Raw genomic sequence first — 23,626 nt, 5'->3', positions numbered from 1 at the left:
GTCAGGGCCACGACGGCGTCGGCCACCGCTTCCTTCGCGGCGATCGTCAGGGTCGCGGCTGCCACATCCGCCATGTCGGCCTCCCGTCATTGGGTTGCCGGAAGCATGCGCCGGTTTGCGAACGGCTCGCGACGCCGTTATCACTCAATGAGAAGCGAAGTGTCCCGGGATGTTAAGGCCGGGAAGCCAAGAGAGGCCTACGAGGTTCCCCCGGGAGTCGCGGCCAGTGCGCGCGTGATGCCCTCGGCGGCCGTTCTGACGACCGGGACGAGGGCCGCGGGCGCCGTCGTCGTTGGGCACGATGACCGACAGCGAGGCGATGACCTGCCCGCGCGTTTCGTGGATGGGCGCGGTGATGCCGTATGCCTCGACGTGCAGGTAGCCCGGGCACAGGATGAACCCCTGCGCCCGGGCCGACGCGAGCAGAGCCCGCAGCAGGGGCGCGCTGGCGGGGCGTGGGGGGGGTGTGGCCTGCCAGGACGCGCTCCTGGAGCTCGGGGATACTGTGGGCCACGAGCAGGATGCCGCTGGACGACGCGTGGGCAATGGGCCGGCGATCCGGGTGTAGTTGATGACCGCGTCGGGTGCCGAGAAGCGTTCGAGGCACAGAACCTCGCCCCCTACGAGCACTCCTAGCTGCACATGGTGTCCCACCACGCCGTGGACGCCCTTCATCACGGGCAGGGCGGCCTATCGCGCTGTTCAGCCCGGCCTTACGGACCGTCTCCACCAGCAGTACGGCCCCGGCCTGCGAAACCACTCCGCGGCAACCGCCCTCAACGCGGGCACGGAGGTAGGACCCGAAAGTCTGCTTCACCTTCACGAGTGCCTCCGGCTTGCCGGGAACAGGAACACGATCGCCTGTCTGGCGGTCGCCACCGCCCATGCCTTCTTGCTGCGGCGGCGGCCTGTCGCCGTTCCCGTGAGGTGCGGCCGGAGCTGCGGGCAGATCACGGGGACGGGGTGGCGGCGGATGCGTGCGGCGTCGCCGCCGAGGCCGGCGGCAGCCGTCTCGTGCGGGGTGCCGAGCGCGACCGTGCTGGCCTGTTCCAGCCGGTCGTACTGCTCGTTGGTGAGGACGAGGTCGAGCGCGGCGAGGTACTCGTCCAGCTGGGCGGTGGTGCGCGGGCCGATGACGGGGATGAGAGAGGTGGAGGCCCGGGCGGCGCGGGCCCGAAGCCAGGCCACCGACACCTGGGCGGCGCTTGTCCCGGACTCCTCGGCGATCGCGAGGATGCCATCGAGGACGGCGGTCTTGTGTTCGCTGTCCTCGATGTGCACACCGGCGCCCCGCCGGCTGAGGCGGCCCTCGGGGCTGAGCCGGTACTTGCCGGTCAGCAGGCCGCCCGCCAGCGGGGCGTACAGGGCGGCGCCGAGACCGAACGCTTCGGCCATCGGCAGCAGTTCGCGTTCGGCGGTGCGGTCGGCGAGGCTGTACTCGACCTGTATGCCGATGACCGGGGCCCGGTCGCGCAGCTCGGCGATGGTGACGGCGGTCGCTACCCGCCAGGCGGGGAAGTTGGACAGGCCGCCGTGCAGGATCTTCCCCGCGCGGACCAGGTCGTCGAAGGCGGCGACGATCTCGTCCACGGGGGTGATGGTGTCGGGCAGGTGGGCCCAGTAGACGTCGACGTAGTCGGTCCCGAGCCGCTTCAGGCTCGCCTCCAGCGAGCGGATCATCGTCTTGCGGCTGTTGCCGGTGTCGTTGATCCGGGTGCGTCCTGCGCTGCCACGGGTGTATTTGGTCGCCAGCACGAACTGGTCGCGGTCGGCGGCGAGTAGATCGCCGAGCACGATCTCGGGTTGTCCTCCCTGGTAGTGCGGAACCAGAGAGGTGCAGCCCGCGCCGCGAGCCGCCGACGAAGTCACAGATGCAGGTGACCTCCTCACCTGGAAGGTGCTCCCAGCCGCACCGGGAAAGAGAACCCCACTGACCCTTCCCCCTGCTGGTCAGGCGCTCCCTCGTTATCGGCTGACCGCAGGCGATGCTGTACGGCTCACCGCACTGCGCGAGCACCTCAACAGCACGACCGACGTTGCCGTGGTGCTGCTGGGCGGCGGGCCGCTCCTGGGCGCCGAGGTGCAGCGCCAGCTGCAGGCCGAAGTCGTCGCCACCATGCCGTGGCGGCCGCGAGGAGGTCAAGCAGGAGCCACCTGGCCGATCCCGCTCCGGCACCGTCCTGCCACCATCTGGCAGCCAGGACCTGCGTCTGGACGACGCCACCGGCCCCCCTGCCGGTCACCGACCACGGCGACGGACGGCCGCTGACCCGATTGCCTTGGCTGTTCATCACAGCTTCCGGATCACGACGACCCCAGGACGAGCGTCTCATCACAGATGTCCGTGTTGCTGGGCACCGTGCCGTGGGACAAGAAGCCCAGCGATTTCAGCGACGAGACAGTCCCGTTCAGGCCGCCGTTGTCCGGCTTGCCGCCGGTAAAGAAGTAGCCGCTGCTCAAGAGCTTGGTGTAGCCCCACTGGGCGGTCGGCGCGTCGACCTTGGCCTGCTGCTGCAGCACGGAGATCACATCGGCCTTGTTCTTCGGGTCCAGGGCGTAGGCGAGGGACTTCTCCATCGCCGAGTACAGCTTCTTGAGCACGGGTTTGTTGTTCGCCGCCCACCTCCTGCCCACCACGACGCCATTGCCCGCGTATTGACTGGCCGGCAGGTGCTTGGTGAGGTCGTCCAGCTGGGTGAATCCGGCTGTCTTGGCCTTGAAGTCGTACGGGGTGGTGAGGATCGTCGCATCGACCGCACCGGACTTCAGCGCCGCGAACCGGTCGGTGGAGGAGCCGGCGTACTGCAGTGTCACGTCCTTCAGGTTCAGCCCGCCGGCCGCGGCCATCAGCTTGGTGAAGTACATCGTGTTGTCCCGCGGGCCGGCCACCATGACCGTCTTGCCCTTCAGCTGCGACCAGCTTGTGATTCCGGGCTTCGCGTAGACGCTGTTGGGCAGTACCGACTGCGACATGAAGAAGGGGATCGTGATCTTGCCACCGGAGCCGATGGCCTGGATCGCGTCGCTGGTGGAGCACTCCCCGACGTTGAGGGCGCCCGCGATCACCTGCTGGCAGACCTTGCCGGACTGGCCTACGACTGCCACGTTGAGCTTGACCCCGGCGTCGCTGAAGAAGCCCTTCGCTTCGCCGACCAGCAGCGGGATGCTGGACAGCGACTTTGTCGTGACACCGTAGTCGAGTACGGTCACCCCCTTCGGCGCGGCCGTGGCGGAGCCGGGCGCTTGGGCGCAGCCGCCCAAGGCCGCCGTGAGCATCACGGCCGTCGCCGCTACGCCGAGGCGCGTTACCCGGATCCGGCTCAGGGCCGTGGCTCTGCCTCGGTATTCCACGCTCGTGCGGGCCATTTTCAGGTCCCTCCTCTGTGTGAATATGGGGAAACAGTGGGTCAGGTGACCCCGAACTGGTCGCCTTCGGATTCGATCGGGGGGTACGGGTCCCCTGTCGTCGTGGATTCGTCGGCTGCGCCGGAGCGCGAATAGGTCTCGTAGGCGACCGCGTACCTCGCGCCCCGGCAGGAGCCGTAGCCGAGCTCGATCAGGCTGCCGTCGTGGGCGTAGATCGATCGTTCGATGTGCAGCACCGCGCTGTCGGGCTCCACACCGAGAAGCACCGCGGCGCGCGCGTCGGCCAGCCGTGCCTGGACGACCCGCCGCGTCCGGTCGGGGCGTACCCCAGGCAGTTCGGCGAACGCCTCGTCGAGACCCAGGTTTTCGCGGCGGGGATGGGTCAGCAGCGGTGCCGCCAACTGACCGGGCAGGTAACTGCTCCAGGTCGCGTTCGGTTCGCCGTCGAGGATGGTCAGGCGTTCCCAGAAGACGAACTCGCGCTCCGCGCTGCCGAATCGGCGGCGCAGCATGGGCACGCTCGGCACCAGTTGCAGGGTGATGGTGCGGTAGCTGATCCGCTGCCGGCCGCCGGAGATGGAGTCGGCGAAGCCGCGGCCGCGGTCGTAGACGCGAGTCAGCGGACTGCTCACCAACGTCGTCCCGACCCCGCGCCGCCGTCGCAGCACACCTTCGCTGACCAGCATGGTCAGCGCCTCGCGCACGGTATTGCGGGATACCTGGTACTCCCGGGTGAGCTGGTCCTCCGGCGGGAAGTCGCCGCCGAAGTCGTCGGCCAGCACCTGGGAGCGCAGCATGTCGCGCACCCGGCGGGCCCGCTCGAACCGGGAACGGCGCTCGCCATCGGCCGAGTTGTATCTGCTCACGCCAGCCCACCGTCTATTTGAGGCCCCGCAGATGCCGGGGCGGGTTCCGCGGTCCCCTTGTGGACGTCCGCGCCGGGGTGGCGGGCCCGTCTGCCCACGGTCTCCTGGGCGAGCAGCGCGAACACGATGGCCGAGATAATCGAGACGGCGGCAGTGACGATGCCGGCCACGCTCAGCCCGCCGTGGTCTATGAGCACGCCGAGCGCCACCGGGCCGACCAGCCCGCCGAGATCCCCGAAGGTGCGGTAGATGCCGATCCCGCTGCCGCGCAGTCGGGCCGGGAGGACGTCGGCGCAATAGGCCGCCGGTACCGACCCGGACAGTCCGTTGGCCAGCCCCACGACGGCGAACGCGATGAAGAAGACCGCCGGCCAGTGGGCGAAGGAGAACCCGACGTAGCCGATGCCGGTGGCCAGCAGCGAGCACACGATGGGGAGCTTGCGGGAACGGTCGGAGAGCCGCCCGACGATGCGGACCATCCCCATGTTGACCACCGCCAGCACCCCGAGGGTGATCCCAAAGGTTGAAGTGGACAGATGGATCCAGGTGTAGGCGATCAGCGCGAGCAGCGTCTGCTGCCCGCCGAACCGGATGAAGAACACGGTGAAGCCGATGAGGCAGGCCGCTACGTAGCTACGGTCCGCGAAGAGTGTGATCATCCCCCCTGAACGTCGGGTGCCGCCCTCGTGCTCCTCGCGCACTGGGGCGGCCGGCAGCCGGGTGCTCGCCCAGCCGGCCATCAGCAGGGCGACCAAACCGGCCAGCAGGTAGCTCGCCCGCGGTCCGAACACTCCGGCGGTGATACCGCCGAGCGCCGGGCCGAGTGAGCTGCCGGCCAGTTGGAAGGTCTGCAGGGTGGCCATCGCCTGGCCTCGGCTGGACCGGTCGGTGAGGTCGGCAAGCAGCGATTGCCCCACGGTGATTGCGACGCCGCCGGCCAGGCCGAGCAGGAGCCGCATCCCGATCAGCGTCGGCAGGTTCTGCGCCGCCGCGGTGGCCGCGAGCACCACGCCGACCGCGGCCACCGCGATCAGCACGACGGTGCGGCGGTTGACGCGGTCCGCCAGCATCCCGGCCGGGATGTTCACGAGGACCCGGGCGACGCTGAAGCTGGACACCAATACGCCGAGTTGCGCGGCGGTGGCGCCGAACTGGTGGGCGTAGACGGGCAGCACCGGGACCACGAGGCCCCACGAGGCCTGGGTGAGTGCGACGAGTCCGCAGATCAGGTACAGGCTTTCCCGCGTCGACGCCGGACGCCGTCGCCTCATGTAACACGCATCTCAAGCGCGTTGGACTCCCGGACCTCTGCCTCGATCTCGCTCCAGATGCGGTCGGCGTATCCGGCGAAGGCCGTTGACCGCTTCACGGCAAGCGGCCGGGGCCGGTCCAGCTCGATGTCCAGCGTGGTGGCGACCCGGCCGGGCCGCGCCCGCATGACCACGACACGGTCGGCGAGGAAGACCGCCTCGTCGATCTGGTGGGTGATGAACAGGACCGTCGAGCCGGTGCGTTCCCAGATCGAGACCAGTTCCTCCTGCATGACCTCACGAGTCTGGGCGTCCAGCGCGGCGAACGGCTCGTCCATGAGGAGCACCGCGGGTTCGATCGCCAGCGAGCGGGCGATGTTCACCCGCTGCCGCATACCCCCGGAGAGCTGGTGCGGATAGTTGTCCTCGAACCCGGACAACCCGACCAGAGCGATCATCTCGTCGGCGGTGGCCCGGGTCACCCGCCTGCTCAGGCCACGAGCCCGCAGCCCGAACCCGACGTTGTCGCGGACCGAGAGCCAGGGCAGCAGCCGGTCGTTCTGGAAGACGAAGCCCAGCCCCTGGTCCGGGCCGGTGACCGGGGTGCTGTTGACGACAACGCTGCCGCTGGTGGGTTGCAGCAGCCCGGAAAGGATGCGGAACAGTGTCGTCTTGCCGCACCCGGACGGGCCGACCAGCGCCACTTTCTCGCCGCGTGCCACCTCGATGGCGATGTCCTGCAACACGGTGAGCGACTCGCCGTCGCCGCGCACGAAACGGTGGCTGACGCGGTCGATCGACAGCACCGGAGCGGCGTCCCCGGCCTGGGCGGGTGCGGCGTCCGGAGTGTGCACCGCAATGTCCTCGGTCACGGCGCTCTCCGGGGTCTCGGGGTGAGTAGTTGGTACGGGGCCGCGGTGGTCGGCCGCCGGCCGCCCGTTCATCTGCGCCGCCAGGGCGCCAAGGCGTTCTCCAGCAGCTGGACCATCGCGGACAGGCCGACACCGGCCACCGCGAGGATCCCCACCGCGGCGAACAGCCCCGCAGTGTCGTAAGCCTGGCTGGAGATGGTGATCTGATAGCCCAACCCGGCGCGGGCACCGAACAGTTCGGCCACCACCACACCGATGATCGCCTTGCCGATCGCGAGCCGGATCCCGGTCAGGACGAACGGCAGCGCCGAGCGCAGGTGCACCCGCAGGAACAGCTGGTGGCCGCTCCAGCCCAGCACCCGGGCCATCTCGATCTGGTCGTGGTCGGCCTGCATCACCCCGACCTCGGTGTTGATCACGATCGGGAACACGGCGACCAGCACCACCACGACGACTTTGCCTTGCAGGCCCAGCCCGAACCACAGGATGAACAGCGGCGCCAGCGCGACGGTCGGGGTCGAATACAGCCCTGAGATCCACGGCCGCAGTGCGGCGCGCAGGTTCGGGAGCAGGGCAAGGGCCAACCCGAGCGGCACCCCGATGCCGATGGAGACGAGCATCCCGATGCCGAACTCGATGCCGCTGACCTGCATCTGGTAGAGCAGGCTCTCGTGGGCGACCATCTCCAGGAAGCGGCGGAACACCGCGCTCGGGCCGGTCAGGAACAGTGGGTCGTGGACGACGAAATCGGAGACGATCTCCCAGCCAAGGGCGCCCACCAGCACCGAGAGCACGGAGATGGCGCGCCGACGGGGGAATCGGACGGTCAGCCGGCTCCAGCGGCCGGACGGCCGCCCGGTGAACGCGGACGGTTCGAGGGATGGGCCGCGTTCGAGAACGGATTCGGACATGTCTTCCTCCTAGGCGGGGAGACGTGGGCAGAACGTCGGTCGGCGCGGTAGGAGCCGTCGCCGTCCGCGTCAGGCGAGCCGGGTGAAGATGCCCGGGTCGTAGTCGGGGCGTATGTCGCTGGAGAAGTCCCAGCGGACCTTGTCCGCCGGGTAGGCACCGGCGTGGACCTGGTCGAGGAACTCCAGCACGGACAGGAAGGCCTGCTCGGATTCGCGGTGCCGGTACCGGCCGGGCATGGTGTCGTTGAGCCAGCCGTGCGGCATGTCCCGCCAGACCCGGAACGAGTAGCTCTTGCGGTTGCGCTCCAGCACCTCCCGCAGGCGGAGCACGTCGTAGACCGACGACACCCAGTCCGCCTCGGCCCAGACTCCGAGGACGGGCGCGGTGATCGCCGCAATCGTGTCCTCGTACGGGGCCGGCCGCTTCTCGTCCGGCTCCCGCCACTCCTTGGTCTGGGCGCCGCCATAGAGGATCACCGAGGCGGCGATGTCGTGCCGGACCGCGTTGATCAGCAGCGGGTAGGAACCGGACAGGCAGATCCCGACCACGTTGAGCCGCTCCCGGTCCGCGCCGTTCTTCAGCGCCCAGTCCAGGGCGGCGCCCAAGTGGTGCTGCACCGTGGCATCGGCGACGTCGACGGTGACGTCGCCTCGCTTGACGGCCTCGACATCGCCGTCGTAGTCGGAGTAGAAGTCCGGGGCGATCGCCAGATAGCCGCATGCGGCGAACCGCTGGACCAGGTCGCAGGTGTGCTTGACCAACCCGTAACGCTCGTGGCAGATCACCACAACCGGCTTCGGCCTGGTGGACTCGGCGGCCGAGACGAAGCCCTGTGTGGCGGGCCCGAGGTCGATCAGGTTCCCCGCCGGGAAGGCAGACATGTCCATCTCAGGCCGCTACCTTCTGCGCCCCGTACTTGTCGACCCATTCGACGACCTCGTCCAGCGGGAGCACGTCGCTGTACTTCTGGTGCATGTCAAACAGGTTGATCGCACGGCAGGCCTGGTGCCGGTCGTACGCACACTCCTCGGCGATGATCACGCGGTAGCGGTATGACGCCGCCTCGATGACGCTGGCACGCACGCAGCCGGAGACGCTCTCCCCGCCCACGATCAAGGTGTCCACTCCGAGGTAGTTCAGCAAGCCCGGCAGCGGGGTGCCCCAGAACGCGCTCGGCGCGCTCTTCTGCAGAACGACCTCGCCCTCGACCGGCGCGCACAGCGGCACGATGGCGTACTTGTCCGCCGCACCAGGCTTCTCCGCCGAGAGTTCCCCGCGGCGGTCACCGGCGTGCACCATGTCGTGCCAGCCAGGCATATTGTTGCCGTGCATTCCGGTGACGTGAATCACCGGAATTCCGGCCGCCCGGGAGTGCTCAAGCAGCCGGGCGATGTGCGCGGCAGCGATATTGGCGTCGTCGCCCATCGCGCTGCGATTCGTCTTGACCGCCTCGAGGAACGGAATGCCAGGCTCGGAGAAAACCCCGGCATAGTTGTCTATCATCAATACCGCGGGTCGACTCCCGAAGCCCACACGCTTGCGCGGTTCGGCGGCCGCCAAATGCGCCTTGTCACGTTCGGTCAGGAAGTCGTCCCATATACGGGCCACGATCGGGTGCCTCCATCTTTCTGGTCAAGCTGACAGGAGAGAGTGAAGATCGATGTCATGTCTGTGACGTATCGCCATCGTTAAGTAATGTTTCGCCAACATGTATCAGCGATGACCTGGGCAGACAGGCCGCTCCGCCACTTACCCGGAGCTGAATGAAACCTGATTCGGGCTCAGTGAGCGGCGGCGGCCTCGACCGGGCGTGAGTGCCGAAAATTGCCCCGCGCACTTCGGAGGGCATGCCGACCCCCGTCGACCATGGGCTGACGCCCTCTCAGAAGGGAAAGAGATGCGGGGCAATTAATGAGGACGTAACACAATGCCCATACGGTATCCGGGAAAACAAGATCATCTCGTGCGGGCACTAATGCCCGGCAAGGGCGACGCTGACAAGAGGATCGGTGAACGTGAGCACATTGAACAGGCGTGGCTTCATAGGCGCTGTGGGCGCGGTCGGTGCACTGGGCATTGTGGGTGGGACGGGCGCTCCAGCTTTTGCGCAGGGGTCGGCCACCCCGCAGCCGGCGGGCGGTATATCCGGGCCGCGGCACTGGGAACACAGCTTCGGACTCGAGGAGGCGACGATCGCCGACATCGCGGCGGCGTTCGACTCAGGCGCGCTGACGTGCGTGAAGCTCACCCAGCTCTACCTCGCGCGGATCGCCGCCTACGAAGATGCGGGCATCCGGCTGAACTCGATCACGACGATCAACCCGGACGCGCTCCGTACCGCGGCGGAGCTCGACCGGGAGCGGCAGCGGAGCGGGCCGCGAAGCCCGCTCCACGGCATCCCCGTATTGCTGAAGGACAACATCGACACCTTCGACATGCCCACGAGCAACGGCTCGGTCATCCTCAAGGACTCGATCCCGCCCAACGACGCGTTCATCGCCGACGCGCTGCGCCGCAGGGGCGCTCTCATCCTCGGCAAGGCGTCGATGGGTGAATTCGCGGGCGGCAGCTACAACACGATCGACGGGCAGGTCACCAACCCGTACCACCTCAAGCGCAACACGGGCGGATCAAGCGCCGGCCCGGGCGCGGCGCTGGCCGCCAACTTCGCCGTGCTGGCGATCGGCACCGACACCAGCACCTCCGTCAGGGGGCCCGCCTCCTACAACGGCATCGTAGGACTGCGGCCCACCACGGGGCTCATCAGCCGTGACGGCATCGCGCCGAAGAACCTCCTCTTCGACACCGCCGGCCCGATGGCGCGCACGGTGACCGATACGGCACTGATGCTCACCGCGGTCGCCGGGCAGGACACGGCCGACCCGCTCAGTGTCGAGGTCTACGAGAATTTCCCCCAGCCGTTGCGGAAGAAGGCGGCGCAGGGCCGGCTCGACTACACCAAGTACCTCGACAAGAACTCACTCAAGGGCGTCCGGCTCGGCGCCGTGCGCGACTTCTTCGGAGGGGACCCGGAGATCGACGCGCTCGCGGAGAAGGCGCTCGACACCATGCGGCGGCGCGGCGCCAAGATCATCGACATCCACCTCGATCCCGCGTTCCTGGACTTCTACATCAGCAACGGCGGTTCCAACATCAGGACGATTGCCGACTACCGGTTCAGGGCCGACTGGGAACAGTACCTGGCGACGCTCGGCCCGAAGGTCCCGAAGACCGTGGAGGAGTTCATCCACATCTACGAGACCGAGGTCAACAAGTCGCCGCTGCCGGTAGAGCAGAGCGTCCTCGACCTGCTCAAGCGCTCGCTGACCACCTCGGCCGACATGCCCGCGTACAAAAACCTGGTCGAGAAGGTCCTCCCGGAGGCGACCCGGCTGAAGCTCGCGATGTTCGAGAAGTACAAAATCGACGCGATGGTCTTCCCGTACTGGAGCAGCTTCGCGTCCCCGATCAGCAATCCGGCGTTCAGCATCCCCGACCCCACGTATGTGCCGTCCACGCGCCCACAGCCGGCGATCTTCGCCGGCTACAGCTCGATCGGCTTCCCCGGCATCGTCGTGCCGATGGGCATCGGCTCGCAGGGACTGCCGATGACGATCTCGTTCATGGGCAGGCCTTACAGCGACGGTCAGCTGCTCGGGTACGCATACGACTATGAGCAGGCGTCGCAGCTGCGGGCGCCGTCCCCGCTCGTGCCGCCACTGCCGGGCGAGACACTGGTTGCGCCCACCCCGTAATTAGGATGAGGTGTTGGCGTGACCCCGTTGAGTTGACAGGCTGAGTCAGAGCGTCGGGATCCTCGTAGCCCAGGAGATGGGGGAACTTCACCGCGTCCGAGGCGGGAACGATGTCCATCACGACGAGGATCGCAGGGGCGCCGGGAGGGCCGGTCCCGGGCCCCGGCGCTCCGGCCCAGGCGGTCGCGGAGGCGGCCGCGGGGGACTGGCTGTCGGATGGCAGCCCGTCTCTCCTCTGACCGGTCAGCGGTACGCCGCCTTGGGCTCCCTCGGGATCGCCGAGCGGTATCAGGCGAGGATGCCCGACCGAGCCGGCCGGCATGTCGGAATTCCTCTGCACAGGTTCGCCTCGCGGGCCGCCCATGGCTGCTCGCCGACGCGGGCGCGGACACCTCCCCAAGGAGTTGACTGCCGCGCGCAAGGCGGCCGAGGCAGACCGTCGCACGCGCCGTGGCCGCCGAGGTCGGCATCGACGAGGTGATCGCTGAGCCCCTGCCCAAGGACAAGGCCGACGTCGTCGCCCCCGGCCAGCCTCGACAGGGCTGCCACCGCCCTCTGGAGCGGCGCTCCGGGACTGCGGCATCTCCTTCACGGCCGCTGCGCAACACGCTGCGGCCGTGACGGTCCGCGTAACCGATGAGGCCGGCATGCGGCATCGGGTCGCCGCGGGTGACGCCAAGGGGCGCCAACCGCAGCGAACCGGTGCCGTGTCAGCCGTCGACGCGGTGCTGGGTCCAAAACGGGGTCAGGTCCGTGCTCGTGGCGGCCTGGGCGGCTGCCTTGAACTCGGACGTGGTCGAGACGCCGTACCAGTGCGAAGTGGCGAAGTCCTTCAGCAGCTTGGCCATGACGCTGTCGCCGAGGACGCGCCGCAGATCGTGCAGGGCGCACTTGCCGTATCCGTAGACGACGGTGGAGTACCGGGACGAGTGGGCGTCCCAGTAGGCCATCGAGTTGGTGATCTTCTCCGCCGTCGAGGCCCACGAGACGCTGTTCCAGCAGCCGGTGCCGGTCTTGCTCAGCGCCAGATCGGTGGAGTAGTCGGTGAACGCCTCATCGAGCCAGGGGCTGTTGTACTCGTCGTCGCCGACAATCCCGTACCACCACTGGTGACCGATCTCGTGGGTGAGCGCCGTGGTGCTGACCAAGTCGAGGACGAACCCCGGGTACTCCATGCCACCGAACCAGAAGTTGTTGTCGATCACCGCGTCCAACTCGCCGTACGGGTAGGCGCCGAACCGCGATGCGTGGGCGTCCACGGCGGACTTCGCGGTGGTGAGCATCGACTGTGCGTCGGCCGAGCTGATGCCCGAGACGGAGTAGACGTTCACCGGGGTGCCGGCGGTCGAGGTACCGGAGATCTTGCTGAAGGGGCCGGCCGCCCAGGCGAAGTCACGGACCTTGGAGGCGGTGGCGGTGGTGATCGTGCGTCCGCTGGAGCCGGGGGTGTCGACCGAGGTGCCGGTGGCCGGCACCAGCAGTGTGCTCGGGTGGTCGAGGGCCACGCTGAAGTCGGCGGACAGTGAGTAGAACGACTCGCCGTTGTTGGTGTACGGGTCCAGGTGCCAGCCCGCCGCGTCCTTGACCGCGAGTACGGGCAGGGCGTTGCCGATAAGGCTGAAGGCCCCGTCGTAGCCGAAACGGTCGGCGCCGCTGGGAACGGTGATGCCCACGTCGTCGACGACGAAGCTCGTCTGGAGGCTGGAGTCCTCGGTGCCGGCGAAAGCCACGTTCACGGTCTGGCCCGCGAACGCCGACACGTCGAACGACTTCTGCACGTACCCGGTGTTCTTGTCGAGGTTCGAGTACGTCGCCAGCGTCGTAGTGCCGATCTTCGCTGTCAGCTTGTCGTACGCGGTGGACGAGGTCGTCTCGGCGGTGTCGATGTGCAGCCAGAAGCTGAGGGTGGCGCTGCTGCATCCGGACGGGATCGTGACGCTCTGCGAGAGCGTATCGGTGTGCGTACTGCCGACACCGTCCAGCCAGGCGAAGTTGGTGCCGCCATGGGCGCTCTGACCGGCGCGGTTGGTGATCACGCCGGTCGACGACTGGCTCCAGGGCGAAGTGCTGCTTTCGAAGCCACCGTTGGCCACCACCTGGGCCGGCGTGCAGGCGGCGGCCAGAGGGGCGGCGTGCGGCACGGCTGCCGCCGGGCTGACGGGGAGCGAGACACCGGCCAACGCGGCGACGGCAAGTGCGCTCGCGGCGAGGGTCTTGTGGGGGGTCGGTCTCACACGAAACTCCTTTGAGGCGGCCGGGATTCCGGCCTGCTCGGTGGCCGCTCGGCCGGCTTGGGTGCGCCGGAGGGCAGCCGCGGGCTACGCGTCGCTTGCGCGATCGCTGGGGTGAGATTTCCGCTGCGTCCCCCTGGGGTCAGGGCGACGGCTGCCGGAAGCCTGACAGATTTGACCGGAGCATGCCATCAGGGTAGGTAAAAGTGCTCGCACTCCTGACGCGTCCCGGCTCTGTCTGTGAGCCGGGACGACCGTCGACCCTCCGCGCGAGGAGCAGTCATGATCACACTCACGTGGCGAAGCCGGGGCCGGGGGTGCGGGTCTTCGCCGCCGCCGCCGAGGGCAAGTCCCTCAAGCAGTACGTCCACGATCTGCCACTGCGCGAGCAGCAACGCCTGCAATTCGTCCGTTACGCGCTGGCCTGGGGCGATGAGCACCGTGCCGAGTTCGACGAGGCCTTCCCCGACGAAGCCCCCCGGCCCACCGCCAGGGACCCGAAGCCGCCTGATGCTCCTGTACATCGACGTGCCCTGGCTGCTGGACATCCAGGAGCAGGCCGTCCCCGCAGACCTCACCGTTGCCGACTACTCCGCCCTCGTCGCGGCCGTCGCCCGCCACAAGACCCGCATCCCCCGCCCGGCCACCGCCGACCCCGACCCCGCCTGGCGCGCCGCCGCCCTCCTGCACACCCTGGTGCGCCTGGAACCCCTGCCGTACCGCGACAGCCTGTACGCCTGCCAGGTCGCCGCCGCCTACATGCATGCCTGCGACGAAGGTATCGACCCGCCATACGGAGCGCTGGTGGACCTGGTCCGTGACATCCAGGCCCGCAAAGCCACCGTCTACCAGGCCGCGGACCGCATCCGCACCTGGCGCATCTGACCCCGCCCACTCCTCTTCTCCCCGATCGGGCCCCCGCAGCGGCGACCAGCGCGTCGCCCGCTGCCGCCGAAGAGAAGATCGCCCAGATCGCAGAACGGCAGGAAAAGAAGAGATCACACCTCTTCTTGGGAATCGCCCACCTCACCGAACTCGCCGCGCGAACCAGCGACGCCACACAACCACAGGCGTGATCGCTCCGCTGGAGCGGAGCACTGTGCCCCGGTGCTCCTGGCGCTGGCGAACACCCTGATCAGGTGCGTCCATGCGTCAGGCCGCCCACTGCTTCAGGACACCCGTGCGGCGAGCCTGTCCAGGGTCCGCGCAGAAGGTGATCCGGGATCCGCCGTGATCAGGACGACTTCCTGGTCGTCCTCGGGGACGAGCAGCACGTCGCAGTTCAACCGCAGTTTGCCCGCCGTCGGGTGGTCGAGGGTCTTGGCGCGGTGCCCGGGAGTGTGGACCGGGCGTGTTTCCCAGGTCTGCCGGAACTCCTCGCTGCCGGCGCGCAGTTCGGTCAGCAGAGCGGCGAGCTGCGCGTCGTGCTGGTAGCGGTCTGCGGCCCGGCGCAGCCGCGCCACCACAATGTGCCCGAATTCCTCTGCGCTGGAGCTTTCGTACATGTGCCCCCGGCCGAGGAAGCGGCGCTGGGCCAGGTTCGTCGTCCCGCGTCCGAGGTCATCGCCCAGCAGAGCCTGTGCCAGGGGATTCCAGGCGACGACGCCATAGGCCGCGTCGGTGACGATCGCGCCGGTCTCCGGCAGTCGCAGTAGCATCCGGGCCACCTGCGGGCGCACCCGCCGCACGGCGTTGGTGCCGGGCGGCGCGGATGATCCGGCCAGGCGGAACAGGTGGCTGCGTTCGGCCGGCGTGAGCCGCAGGGCCTGGGCCAGCGCGTCCAGGATCCGGGGCGACGGCCGGGGCCCGCGGTCCTGCTCGAGTCGTGTGTAGTAGTCGACTGACATGTGGGCCAGCTCTGCCACCTCTTCGCGTCGCAGGCCCGGTATGCGGCGAGGGGTACTCGTCGGCAGACCGATCTCGTGCGGACGCAGCCCCTCACGGCGTTCCCGCAGGAAGCGGGCCAGCTCCTCCCGCGCCATGTTGCCTCCTCCAACTGCCTGGTACAGGTTGTCCCTGGCGCAACGGTCGCGGCCAGGGAACCCTAGATGTCATGAACGATCGCACAGCACTGGTCACCGGTGCCAATAAAGGCATCGGCAAGCACATTGCCAGCCAACTCGCCGCAGAGGGCTTCACCGTGTACGTGGGTTCCCGCGACGTCGGGCGCGGGCAGCGGGCCGTCGAGGAGATTGGCGGCGACGCCCGCCTGCTGGTCCTCGACGTGACGGACACCGACAGCATTACCAAGGCCGCGGCACAGGTGGACCACCTGGACGTCCTGGTCAACAACGCGGGCATCTCGGTCTCGCTCACCCCGCCGGCCGAAGCCGATGCCGAGGAGTTCCGGCGCACGTACGAGACCAACGTGTTCGCGGTCGTCGAGGTCACCAATGCCTTCCTGGCCGCTCTGCGCAGATCGCCGCACCCCCGCATCGTCAACATCTCCAGTGGCACCGGATCGCTGACCTGGAGCACGAACCCCAACCCTCAGTTCACCCCCGGAAACGGTCGCGCCGCCGCCTACCGATCGTCGAAGGCCGCCCTCAACGCCCTGACCGTCTTCTACGCCCAGACGCTGGCCGAAGAGGGCTTCAAGGTCAACGCGCTCGCCCCTGGCGTGCGAGCCACCGACCTCACCCCCGGAGCGGCCGCTGCCGGCGGGGACCCGGCCGACGGCGCCCAGGGAGCCGTCCGACTGGCTCTCCTGCCGGACGAAGGTCCCACCGGCGCATTCTTCTCCTGGGACGGAACACCCGTGCCGTGGTGAGCGGGCAGACGCCCGGGAGGGCTCGGCTGACACCGGACGCATAGCCGACGCGTCGCACGCCGGCTTTGCGGGTGGGATCCGACACCGTCTGTCAGCCAGGGACGATCTGCTGGTGGCCGCCACACTGGCGGCCCGGACCGCGCTGGGTGTCGACAAGGCGCAGCTGTACGACCGCGAGGCGCACATCGCCGACTCGCTCCAGCGCGAGATGCTCCCCGACAGCCTTCCGCAGTCCACCGGCGTACGGCTAATGACGCCGTCTCCAGCCTCGTCATGGACGACCTGGAGGACCCGGTACGAGTTCGACGGCAGGCTGTGCTCCGGAAACCTCGGCGCCGCTGCGACCTGCAGGAACAAGGACCCCAACGGGCATTGGTCACCCTGGAGTTCATAGCGCTCCACCACCGCGTCCCGCCACCGGTACCAGGATGCGGCTGCTGGTCGTCCAGGACGCGGTCCGCTGCGAACTGGGCTACCGCCAGCAGCAGTTCGTCCTTGCCGCCCGGGAAATAGTGAAAGAGCTGGCTCTTGCTCGTGCCGGTGCGGCTGCGGATGTCGTCGAGTGCCGTGGAAGCGAGGCCCCTCTCGCGGAGCACTTCGGCGGCGCCCTCGATGATGCGGGCCTGTGTGGCCCGTCCCTTCGCGGTCGGCGCTTGCGGCATCGCGCTCTCTCCTTCACTGGACCGGAAGGTCCATTTTATGGCGGTCATCGCAAGGGTCTGACACGGGGACGTGCGCCGCCGTCAACGATTGGACTTGCTGGTCCATTTTTATCGGCGCACAGTCGATCTCGCGGTTCAGCCCACTGGACCGCCGTGCAGAGCCGGTCGGCTTTTCCGGCCGTTGAAAGTGAGACAAGGGGACGCGCCATGGGTGGACGGATGCAGGACAAGACCGCGCTCGTCACGGGATCGACGAGCAATATCGGGCGGGCGATCGCCGAGGCGTTCGCCGCCGAGGGGGCCCACGTCGTCGTGTCGGGGCGCAATCGGGAGCGGGGGGCGCAGGTCATTGAGCGGATCCGCACGGCTGGCGGGCGTGCCGATTTCGTGGAGGCCGACCTCGACGGCAGCGCGGGGGCCTCCCGGGACCTGGCCGAGCGGGCGCGTGGGGCGCTGGGCGGGCGCATCGACGTTTTGGTCAACAACGCTGGCATCTACCCGGGCGGCACCACTGCCGCCACGGACGAGGAGACCTTCGATCAGGTCTACGCGGTGAACGTCAAGGCACCGTTCTTCCTGACCGCTGCCGTCGCCCCGGCCATGGCGCAGGCCGGTGGCGGAACCATCATCAATCTTGGGTCATGGATCGCACGCCTGGGCATTCCGGTCGGCGCTCTCTACAGCTCCACCAAGGGTGCCGTGGAGACCCTCACCCGGGCGTGGGCGGCAGAGTTCGGGCCGATGGGGGTGCGGGTGAACGCGATCTCGCCGGGCGTGATCGTCACCCGTGCTGTGGGGGAGAGCAAACCGCACCCCGGCGAGATCATGATGAAGGGGACCCCGGTCGGCGGGGTCGGCAGCCCGGACGCCATCGCGCACGCCGCTGTCTGGCTGGCCAGCGACGAAGCCGCCTTTGTGCACGGGACGGTGGTGGACGTCGATGGAGGCCGCACCGGCGCCGCCGTCATCTTCGTGTGAATCCTGCTCCCTCCCTCACCACAGGCCCCGGCGTCGCGCCACCTCGTGCCGGGGGTACCGGTGACGGGGTGGGGCCAGTGCCGGATCCGCGGCCAACTCCGTACTGCATCCCAGCCACCAACGACGACGACTGCCCCCGCTTCAAGGCCGCGATGATGTCCGAGGTCAGTACCGACGTGGCGAAGACCCCCCAGCCTGAAGTCGCCCCCAGCCAGGAGCGGACCCGAACCCGAGTGCCCTCCCCTCCGGCAGGGCGGCCTCTCTCAGCGGGCTCGCGCCCCGGCAGCCTTCAGAACCAGCGAACTCGCTGGTTTCGGTGTTCAAGCGCAACTGCGCATAGGCCCATTCGTCGAGGAGGGTGCGGTTGAAGCGTTCCACCTTGCCATTGGTCTGGGGGCGGTAGGGGCGGGTGCGCTTGTGGGTGATGCCGGCGGAGGTGAGTGTTTCGCTCCAGGTCCGTGAGCGGTAGCAGGAGCCGTTGTCGGTCAGGACACGTTGGACGGTGATGCCGGCCTGGGCGAAGAAGTCCTTGGCTCGGATCCAGAACGCTGTGGCGGTCTCCTCTTCTCGTTGCGCAGGATCTCGCTGTAGGCCAGACGGGAGTGGTCGTCGACGGCGTTGTGCAGGTAGCTGTAGCCATCGCCGGAGCGGTTCTTGCGGCCGGCCTGGCGGCCGAGGACCTGATGGCCGCCGCCGGGGATGTTGCCGAGCTTCTTGATGTCGACGCGGACCAGATCGCCCGGTGAGGCGTGCTCGTAGCATCGGATGGCTCGTCCGGTGGCGCGGCCGAGGTGGGAGAGCGGGCGATTCGGTGGCGGGTCAGCACGCGGTGCACGGTGGCCGGGTTGAGGCCGAGCAGGTAGGCGATACGGGCAGGTCCCCAGCGGCGCAGGACGCGGACCTTGACGATGCGTCGCTCGGCGCGTGTCGAGGTGCGCCGGGGGCTGTTGAGCGGGCGGCTGGAGTGGTCCGCCATGAACTGATGGTGGTGCCCTGCGCGGCTGGAACAGCCGGTGCAGGTACCGCACGGAGATGTGGTGGGGGGCGGCGACCGCGGTGGGCGACAGTTGCGGGTCGCCCAGGTTGTGTCCGATGAAGGAGTGGATGCTGACCATCAGTGCCTGCTGGCGGCTCCCGGGGGGAAACTTCACCTCGCCCATCACTCCAGGTAGCGCACCGTCAGCCAATGACACCCGTGTGGGCGGTGGTGAGGTCGGCTGCGAGCAGGACTCAGCGATATCGCCCTTCTTGGAGTGCCACGGATGTTCCGGGACCGATGTGGCGCGCGGTCTGCGCAGCGTGTCTCCGGCGCCGCCGTCCTGCTTGATAGATAGGCTGGGTTCACGCCCGGTCAGGCGGCCTCTTGCCTATGGGAGGAGATTCATGATTGTCATTACGGCGAAGTTCCGGGTACTGCCGCAGTACGCGGACCAGTGGCCGCAGATTTCTCACGACTTCACGCAGGGGACCCGCGCGGAGCCGGGGTGTAAGTGGTACGACTGGTCGCGCAGCCTGGAGGACCCCACGGAGTACGTGCTGGTCGAGGCGTTCCGTGACGAGGAGGCGGGGGTCGCCCACGTGCGGTCCGAGCACTTCAAGACGGCCCAGCAGACGCTGCCGCGCTACCTCGCGGAGACGCCCAGGATCATCAACGCCACCGTGCCCCAGGACGACTGGTCGCTGCTGGGCGAGCTGGCTGTGCCGCCGCGGGACTGATCCGCGTCATCGCGTGCCGGGTCCAGCCACTGTTCACCGGACTGCGGCGGCAATCGGTTCTCGGAGCTGGGCCAAGGGTGGCTCTTTCCGTGCGTTTGCGCCGATCGGCCGGCGCGCAGTACGGCTACGCCAATGGGATGTTCTCCACTCGCGACCAGCAGCGCCGCCTCGTCTTCTCCTTCAACCCGACCCGTCGCGACGCCACCCAGCAGCAGATGACCCTGCGGATCGCCCAAGCGGTCACCGAAGCCCCGTAGCCCACCCGGCGGCCTTCTCGTTCGTGTCGGCGAAGTCGGCGCGCGCCCGTAATCGGTGCTGGGGCGTGTTGCGAATGTAGCGCCGTCCGCACGCTGGATGTGCCGAAGCCTCAAGGCGCCTTTCGCCGCGAAGGCGACCGCCATCACCGGCACCCCGCACCCTCGAGCCGGCGCCGGCCAGCCCCCCGTCCTGGCCGGTGCCAACTTCATGTGGCCTGTGATAAAGCCGCATCCGCCGCGTCCCACACCATGCCCGGGCCCTCCCGACGTCCGCGTCGACTACAGGATCCGCGCCGCCGTCTCGACGGTGTTTCGTTCCTTGTACAGGTGTGCGTCGTGGCTGACGGGCCTGCCTCCTCGGCTGTCTTTCTTCTTGCGGTTGGCGGCCTGGTCCTTCTTCTCCGGGATGACCGCTTTGATGTGGCGTTTGCGCAGGTAGGAGCGGTTGGCGCGGGACGAGTAGGCCTTGTCCGCGGCGACGGCGCCCGGCCGGGTGCGGGGGCGGCCGACCGGCAGGCGGATGCGGATCTTCTTCAGCACGGGGATGAACTGCGGGCTGTCCGCGGCCTGCCCGGCGGTCAGGACGAACGACAGCGGTCGGCGCTTGCGGTCGGCGGCGAGGTGAATCTTGCTGGTCAACCCGCCACGGGACCTGCCGAGCAGGGCTTCCTTCAAGCGGAGCCTGCGCCGTCGCCGGACACGTCGCCGCTCTTCCCGCTCGGGGTCGTTTCCGTCGTCCTGCCCGTTCTGTCCCGTCTCGCCGCCCCCTTTTGCCGGCCCTGCTCCTGCTCGGCGGCGGCTTCCTCCAGGGCGTCCATGACCTCCTCGCCGATGCGCATCCCGGCGGCGTCGTGGTGAGCGCGGGAGGTGGTGGAGTCCACGCTGACCAGGGACAAGTCCGTCTTCCCTTGGCGGGCGGCCTCGGCGATCAGACCCTCCAGAAGGGCGGTGAACACACGTTCGAGGCGGTCCGGGCCCGCCGTCTGCGTGCTGCGGCTGACGGCCCGCAACGCGGCCCGTCAGTCTTCTTCGAAGAAATGCCGGCGGTAGCGCGGGTTCATGTGGTCCAGGGACAGCAGCACGTAGAAGGCGGCCACCTTGGCGTCCGGGTCGTACGCTGGCTCTGCACAGATCCAGCTGCCCATTCTCAAGTAGCCGCGCAGCAGCGGCGGCAGCGCCATCGGTGTGACGTCAGCGGCGCCATCGTCGAATAGGCGCTGACGGGGGGCGATCCGGAATTCGTGTGGGGCGAGGTACTTCTCGCGCACCGCCGCCCATATGCCGGCGGCGGTGCGCCCCCCATCGTGCAGGGGCACCCAGACACAGCCTCCGAGCCGACGATGGCCGGTTCTGCGCAGATAGCGGCCGATGCCGCTCCAGATCAGGGAAATGACCGCGCCTTGCCGGTGGTCGGGATGCACACATGATCTGCCGGTCTCCACCAGATCCGCGTCGATGTGGCGCAGGGGGCTGAGATCGAACGTTCGGTCGCCGAACCGGCCGCCCACCAGCGCCGCACACCGCGGCGTCATCAGGCGATAGGTGCCGACGATCGCCCGGCTTTGGTTGTGGCGCACGATGAGATGGTCACAGTGCTCGTCGAACTCGTCGGCGTCCAGCCCGTGCGCCAGAGTGGGCAAATGGGTGCCGAACTCGGCCGCGAAAACGTCGTGGCGTAGCTGCTGGGCTTCGCGGATCTCGTCGCGGCTGGCGATCGCCAGGGAGTAACCGCTCGATCCGGCGGACACAGGCTCGACCCCGTTCATCGATTCACCGGTGCCAGGTCGCGGCTGAGTCGCTCCACGGCGCCCGCGAGCACGTCGTTGAGGAAAGCAGTGGCTGGAGAGCAGGCTCTCGTCAGCGAGCCAACGATGTGCAGCTCGAACACCAGCAGCGTGAAACGCCAGGAGGTGGCGGAGCTCTGCAGAGAACGGACCCACTGATATGTGCCCGGACTCGCCGCACCCACCCGTCGAGGCTGCCGTCGGGCTCGCGGTAGGAAGGCAGCGGTGCCGGGCAGACCGAAGGCCATGCCGACGAGGGCGTGCCCGGCCTCATGATGTCCGTCGCGTGACCGCAACTGGGCCTGGTCGAGGCCGCCCATCATCGCGATGGGGTCCAGCGTCTCGGCAGTAAACGGCCTCGGGTACTGCGTGAAGGCCTCAAGACCGTTGACGTTCACCTGTAGCCACATGGTCAGGATTCTCCCACGCTGTCGTAGTGCAGAGGTCGAGTACGTGGAATGGGTCCCGGAGTTGGTGGAGCGCATCGTGCAGGCGTAGCCGGTGCGTCCGTGCCCCCGACGAGCCCGGGGCACGGACTCTCCGTCATGTCGACGGCGTGTGCGCCAACTGCTGCCGCAGCAGCCGCTCCACCGCTTCCGTGTCACCGGTCGCCATGGTGTAGGCACGTTCGGTGTGGATCGACTTGCACTCCTCGACGGAGTGCAGCTTGCCGCCGTCATAGCCTCGCGTGGCTGCCGGTACCGAGGACGCGGCCCGCACGGACTGCGAATCGATGATCCCGGCTGTCGGCTCCTCGAGCCGGCCCTCCGCTTCACGGACCCGGCCCCGCAGACGGTCGTGGAACTCTTCAATCAAGCCCTGGCGTCGCCAGCGGCGGAAGAAGGCGTAGACGCGGTCCCAGGCCGGGAAGTCCACCGGCAGGGGGCGCAGGTCAAACGCGTGTTTCAGATCGTCATTTCCTGTTCGGCCCACACGGTTTTGCCGTCCGGTGTGTAGCGGGTGCCGCGTCGGTGGGACAGATGGGCGACCAGGCGGAGGCTGAGCCTTCGGGTGCATCGGCTGCCACTCCGCGTGGTGGGCGTGCCGGAGAGCGAACTGCGGATGGTCACCGCGCGCGTCATCAGCCCGGAGGGCGGCGTGGCCGCGATGCTGGCGCCGCTCCTGAGCACGCTCGCCGACTTCGCGAAGGACTGTCCCGCGACGGTGGCCGAGCGTTTGGCGGGCAACGTCACCGACTTCATCGCGACCCTGGTCGCGGAGCTCACCCACGGCGGCCGCGAGGTGGCCGACGAGGGTCGGCGCGCCATGGTCCTCCGGATTCGCGACTACGTGAACCACAACCTGGGCGATCCGACGCTCTCCCCGGAGTCCATCGCCGCAGCTCACCACATTTCGACTCGGCAGCTGTACAAGCTCTTCGAGGGTGAAGGCGCCACCATCAGCCGGTGGATCCAGCGCCGCCGCCTGGAGGAGTGCCGCCGTGAACTGGCACGCCGCTCCAGCTCCACGCAGACGGTGTTCGCCGTCGCGCGGCGCTGGGGGTTCACCGATGCGGCGTACGCCAGCCGGGCCTTCCGGGCCGCCTACGGCATCACACCGCGGGACTGGCGCAGCAGTCGGGACGCCGCCGCCCCGGGGTCGCCGGACGGGTGCCGAGCTTTTGCCCGGCCGACATTCTGAGGGTTGTACGCCACGTGGGCGGTGCCGGGGCTGGGCGGTGTCGGCGGGGAGCCGCCGGGCGGGGCAGGGGGAGACCTGTTCCCACTGAGGGGAGACAAGACACGCGGAAAGTCAGGGAGACCGACGATTTTGTCGGCCTGGCTCTGGCGGCCGTCCTCTCCACTCCGGCCTATGAGATAGGGCCGAGGCTCACCAGCACATCCCGAGCACCCGAGCACGTCAGGCTGACGCTATGCGGGTCACGCCCAGTTGAGTTCCAGTTCCGCGAGTACTGCCAGCTTGTCCTCGGTGAGCGTGGCCCGCCTTGACTTGGTGTTCGACAGGAACACCCCCAACTTCACCTCTCCCGCCCCGCCCCCACAGCGCGCCTCAACATGGCCCCGCGGGACGGTCGCATGGCCTTCCCCGGGCCTTGTACTGGTGGTAGGGCGGCTACGCCGCGTTCGAAGGGTCTTCAACTGTTGATGGTTTGGCTGCGTGTTCCTGTATGAATCGGGCGGTGTCGGCGGGTGCGTGTCTTTGTGTGATGGTCGGTCGTTAGGCCGATCGGATGCGGGGATGCGTCG

The 23,626-nt window shown here is 68.5% G+C and carries 23 protein-coding genes and 3 pseudogenes; 9 read left to right on the top strand and 17 right to left on the bottom strand.

The window, feature by feature from the left end:
- Positions 1–144: 144 nt before the first annotated feature.
- The 9 genes from FCI23_RS64685 to FCI23_RS41785 form a co-directional block, all read right to left on the bottom strand.
- A complete protein-coding gene (locus FCI23_RS64685; protein WP_456318867.1) occupies positions 145–675 on the bottom strand; it encodes a hypothetical protein in 531 nt (176 codons plus the stop codon).
- A 144-nt stretch (positions 676–819) separates the two neighbouring features.
- On the bottom strand, positions 820–1,869 hold the full coding sequence (locus FCI23_RS41820) for an aldo/keto reductase (protein WP_246144579.1): 1,050 nt from the start codon (positions 1,867–1,869) through the stop codon (positions 820–822).
- 435 nt (positions 1,870–2,304) lie between these two features.
- The gene (locus FCI23_RS41815; RefSeq protein WP_136729316.1) at positions 2,305–3,366 is read right to left on the bottom strand and encodes an ABC transporter substrate-binding protein; all 1,062 of its coding nucleotides are present in this window, start codon (positions 3,364–3,366) and stop codon (positions 2,305–2,307) included.
- Positions 3,367–3,407: 41 nt separating this feature from the next.
- Positions 3,408–4,232, bottom strand: coding sequence for a GntR family transcriptional regulator (locus FCI23_RS41810; RefSeq protein WP_136729315.1), 825 nt, complete (start codon positions 4,230–4,232; stop codon positions 3,408–3,410).
- Entirely contained in the window at positions 4,229–5,503 is a 1,275-nt protein-coding gene (locus FCI23_RS41805) for an MFS transporter (protein WP_136729314.1), read from the bottom strand. Before FCI23_RS41805 ends, FCI23_RS41810 begins: the two co-directional genes overlap by 4 nt.
- On the bottom strand, positions 5,500–6,354 hold the full coding sequence (locus FCI23_RS41800; protein ID WP_246144578.1) for an ABC transporter ATP-binding protein: 855 nt from the start codon (positions 6,352–6,354) through the stop codon (positions 5,500–5,502). Before FCI23_RS41800 ends, FCI23_RS41805 begins: the two co-directional genes overlap by 4 nt.
- A gap of 68 nt (positions 6,355–6,422) precedes the next feature.
- The gene (locus FCI23_RS41795) at positions 6,423–7,265 is read right to left on the bottom strand and encodes an ABC transporter permease (RefSeq protein ID WP_136729312.1); all 843 of its coding nucleotides are present in this window, start codon (positions 7,263–7,265) and stop codon (positions 6,423–6,425) included.
- 69 nt (positions 7,266–7,334) lie between these two features.
- Entirely contained in the window at positions 7,335–8,153 is an 819-nt protein-coding gene (locus FCI23_RS41790) for a dienelactone hydrolase family protein (protein WP_136729311.1), read from the bottom strand.
- A 1-nt stretch (position 8,154) separates the two neighbouring features.
- Positions 8,155–8,826 (bottom strand): isochorismatase family protein, encoded by a 672-nt coding sequence (locus FCI23_RS41785; RefSeq protein WP_136729310.1) that lies wholly within the window; start codon positions 8,824–8,826, stop codon positions 8,155–8,157.
- A 455-nt stretch (positions 8,827–9,281) separates the two neighbouring features.
- On the opposite strand from FCI23_RS41785, the gene FCI23_RS41780 reads away from it, so the two are divergent.
- Both FCI23_RS41780 and FCI23_RS57220 read left to right on the top strand, forming a co-directional pair.
- Positions 9,282–11,021, top strand: coding sequence for an amidase family protein (locus tag FCI23_RS41780; RefSeq protein WP_169317183.1), 1,740 nt, complete (start codon positions 9,282–9,284; stop codon positions 11,019–11,021).
- Between the two features lie 450 nt (positions 11,022–11,471).
- Positions 11,472–11,642 carry a hypothetical protein gene (locus FCI23_RS57220; RefSeq protein ID WP_169317182.1) on the top strand — a complete coding sequence of 57 codons (171 nt, stop codon included), beginning with the start codon at positions 11,472–11,474 and terminating at the stop codon, positions 11,640–11,642.
- A gap of 89 nt (positions 11,643–11,731) precedes the next feature.
- Here the strand turns inward: FCI23_RS57220 and FCI23_RS41775 are convergent, their stop codons facing one another.
- A complete protein-coding gene (locus tag FCI23_RS41775) occupies positions 11,732–13,255 on the bottom strand; it encodes a M1 family metallopeptidase (protein WP_136729308.1) in 1,524 nt (507 codons plus the stop codon).
- A 507-nt stretch (positions 13,256–13,762) separates the two neighbouring features.
- Between FCI23_RS41775 and FCI23_RS41765 the strand changes: the two genes are divergently transcribed.
- A complete protein-coding gene (locus FCI23_RS41765) occupies positions 13,763–14,137 on the top strand; it encodes a toxin Doc (protein WP_136729307.1) in 375 nt (124 codons plus the stop codon).
- A gap of 284 nt (positions 14,138–14,421) precedes the next feature.
- Here FCI23_RS41765 and FCI23_RS41760 read toward each other — a convergent pair whose 3' ends face one another.
- Positions 14,422–15,234, bottom strand: a complete 813-nt coding sequence (locus tag FCI23_RS41760; protein ID WP_136729306.1) for a helix-turn-helix transcriptional regulator — start codon at positions 15,232–15,234, stop codon at positions 14,422–14,424.
- 71 nt (positions 15,235–15,305) lie between these two features.
- Between FCI23_RS41760 and FCI23_RS41755 the strand changes: the two genes are divergently transcribed.
- Both FCI23_RS41755 and FCI23_RS41750 read left to right on the top strand, forming a co-directional pair.
- Entirely contained in the window at positions 15,306–16,022 is a 717-nt protein-coding gene (locus tag FCI23_RS41755) for an SDR family oxidoreductase (protein ID WP_136729305.1), read from the top strand.
- A 112-nt stretch (positions 16,023–16,134) separates the two neighbouring features.
- Positions 16,135–16,416 (top strand): hypothetical protein, encoded by a 282-nt coding sequence (locus FCI23_RS41750; RefSeq protein ID WP_136729304.1) that lies wholly within the window; start codon positions 16,135–16,137, stop codon positions 16,414–16,416.
- Here FCI23_RS41750 and FCI23_RS41745 read toward each other — a convergent pair.
- Positions 16,365–16,684: pseudogene (locus FCI23_RS41745) on the bottom strand (TetR/AcrR family transcriptional regulator); the annotation flags it as partial. The gene FCI23_RS41750 and the pseudogene FCI23_RS41745 overlap by 52 nt on opposite strands.
- A gap of 207 nt (positions 16,685–16,891) precedes the next feature.
- Here FCI23_RS41745 and FCI23_RS41740 point away from each other — a divergent pair.
- Positions 16,892–17,662: an SDR family NAD(P)-dependent oxidoreductase gene (locus tag FCI23_RS41740; RefSeq protein WP_136729324.1), complete on the top strand. Its 771-nt coding sequence runs from the start codon at positions 16,892–16,894 to the stop codon at positions 17,660–17,662.
- A 330-nt stretch (positions 17,663–17,992) separates the two neighbouring features.
- On the opposite strand, the pseudogene FCI23_RS41735 reads toward FCI23_RS41740, so the two are convergent.
- Positions 17,993–18,638: pseudogene (locus tag FCI23_RS41735) on the bottom strand (IS481 family transposase); the annotation flags it as partial.
- A gap of 407 nt (positions 18,639–19,045) precedes the next feature.
- Between FCI23_RS41735 and FCI23_RS41730 the strand changes: the two are divergent.
- Together FCI23_RS41730 and FCI23_RS57215 are read left to right on the top strand one after the other, a co-directional pair.
- The gene (locus tag FCI23_RS41730) at positions 19,046–19,378 is read left to right on the top strand and encodes a putative quinol monooxygenase (protein ID WP_136729303.1); all 333 of its coding nucleotides are present in this window, start codon (positions 19,046–19,048) and stop codon (positions 19,376–19,378) included.
- An 89-nt stretch (positions 19,379–19,467) separates the two neighbouring features.
- Positions 19,468–19,635 carry a hypothetical protein gene (locus FCI23_RS57215; protein WP_169317181.1) on the top strand — a complete coding sequence of 56 codons (168 nt, stop codon included), beginning with the start codon at positions 19,468–19,470 and terminating at the stop codon, positions 19,633–19,635.
- 300 nt (positions 19,636–19,935) lie between these two features.
- On the opposite strand, the pseudogene FCI23_RS41725 reads toward FCI23_RS57215, so the two are convergent.
- The 4 genes and pseudogenes from FCI23_RS41725 to FCI23_RS60975 all read right to left on the bottom strand — a co-directional run.
- Positions 19,936–20,591 (bottom strand): annotated as a pseudogene (locus FCI23_RS41725) (transposase); the annotation flags it as partial.
- A 63-nt stretch (positions 20,592–20,654) separates the two neighbouring features.
- Positions 20,655–21,401 (bottom strand): GNAT family N-acetyltransferase, encoded by a 747-nt coding sequence (locus FCI23_RS41720; RefSeq protein ID WP_136729302.1) that lies wholly within the window; start codon positions 21,399–21,401, stop codon positions 20,655–20,657.
- Positions 21,398–21,829, bottom strand: coding sequence for a hypothetical protein (locus FCI23_RS41715; protein WP_136729301.1), 432 nt, complete (start codon positions 21,827–21,829; stop codon positions 21,398–21,400). Before FCI23_RS41715 ends, FCI23_RS41720 begins: the two co-directional genes overlap by 4 nt.
- Before the next feature lie 133 nt (positions 21,830–21,962).
- Positions 21,963–22,352, bottom strand: a complete 390-nt coding sequence (locus FCI23_RS60975) for a hypothetical protein (protein ID WP_246144577.1) — start codon at positions 22,350–22,352, stop codon at positions 21,963–21,965.
- 108 nt (positions 22,353–22,460) lie between these two features.
- Here FCI23_RS60975 and FCI23_RS41705 point away from each other — a divergent pair, with 108 nt between their 5' ends.
- The gene (locus tag FCI23_RS41705) at positions 22,461–23,060 is read left to right on the top strand and encodes a helix-turn-helix domain-containing protein (RefSeq protein WP_136729300.1); all 600 of its coding nucleotides are present in this window, start codon (positions 22,461–22,463) and stop codon (positions 23,058–23,060) included.
- Positions 23,061–23,626 lie beyond the last annotated feature (566 nt).

This window comes from Actinacidiphila oryziradicis, assembly GCF_005047355.1.
Classification (GTDB): Bacteria; Actinomycetota; Actinomycetes; order Streptomycetales; family Streptomycetaceae; genus Actinacidiphila; species Actinacidiphila oryziradicis.
Note: the sequence above shows the minus strand (reverse complement) of the source record. Positions and strands in the feature narration are given on the sequence as shown.

Excerpts from the sequence above, each read along its gene's own strand:
- FCI23_RS64685 (WP_456318867.1), bottom strand. The coding sequence starts at position 675 with ATGAAGGGCGTCCACGGCGTGGTGGGACACCATGTGCAGCTAGGAGTG.
- FCI23_RS41815 (WP_136729316.1), bottom strand. The coding sequence starts at position 3,366 with ATGGCCCGCACGAGCGTGGAATACCGAGGCAGAGCCACGGCCCTGAGC.
- FCI23_RS41805 (WP_136729314.1), bottom strand. The coding sequence starts at position 5,503 with ATGAGGCGACGGCGTCCGGCGTCGACGCGGGAAAGCCTGTACCTGATC.
- FCI23_RS41795 (WP_136729312.1), bottom strand. The coding sequence starts at position 7,265 with ATGTCCGAATCCGTTCTCGAACGCGGCCCATCCCTCGAACCGTCCGCG.
- FCI23_RS41790 (WP_136729311.1), bottom strand. The coding sequence starts at position 8,153 with ATGGACATGTCTGCCTTCCCGGCGGGGAACCTGATCGACCTCGGGCCC.
- FCI23_RS41765 (WP_136729307.1), top strand. The coding sequence starts at position 13,763 with ATGCTCCTGTACATCGACGTGCCCTGGCTGCTGGACATCCAGGAGCAG.
- FCI23_RS41760 (WP_136729306.1), bottom strand. The coding sequence starts at position 15,234 with ATGGCGCGGGAGGAGCTGGCCCGCTTCCTGCGGGAACGCCGTGAGGGG.
- FCI23_RS41755 (WP_136729305.1), top strand. The coding sequence starts at position 15,306 with ATGAACGATCGCACAGCACTGGTCACCGGTGCCAATAAAGGCATCGGC.
- FCI23_RS41740 (WP_136729324.1), top strand. The coding sequence starts at position 16,892 with ATGGGTGGACGGATGCAGGACAAGACCGCGCTCGTCACGGGATCGACG.
- FCI23_RS41730 (WP_136729303.1), top strand. The coding sequence starts at position 19,046 with ATGATTGTCATTACGGCGAAGTTCCGGGTACTGCCGCAGTACGCGGAC.
- FCI23_RS41720 (WP_136729302.1), bottom strand. The coding sequence starts at position 21,401 with ATGAACGGGGTCGAGCCTGTGTCCGCCGGATCGAGCGGTTACTCCCTG.
- FCI23_RS41715 (WP_136729301.1), bottom strand. The coding sequence starts at position 21,829 with ATGTGGCTACAGGTGAACGTCAACGGTCTTGAGGCCTTCACGCAGTAC.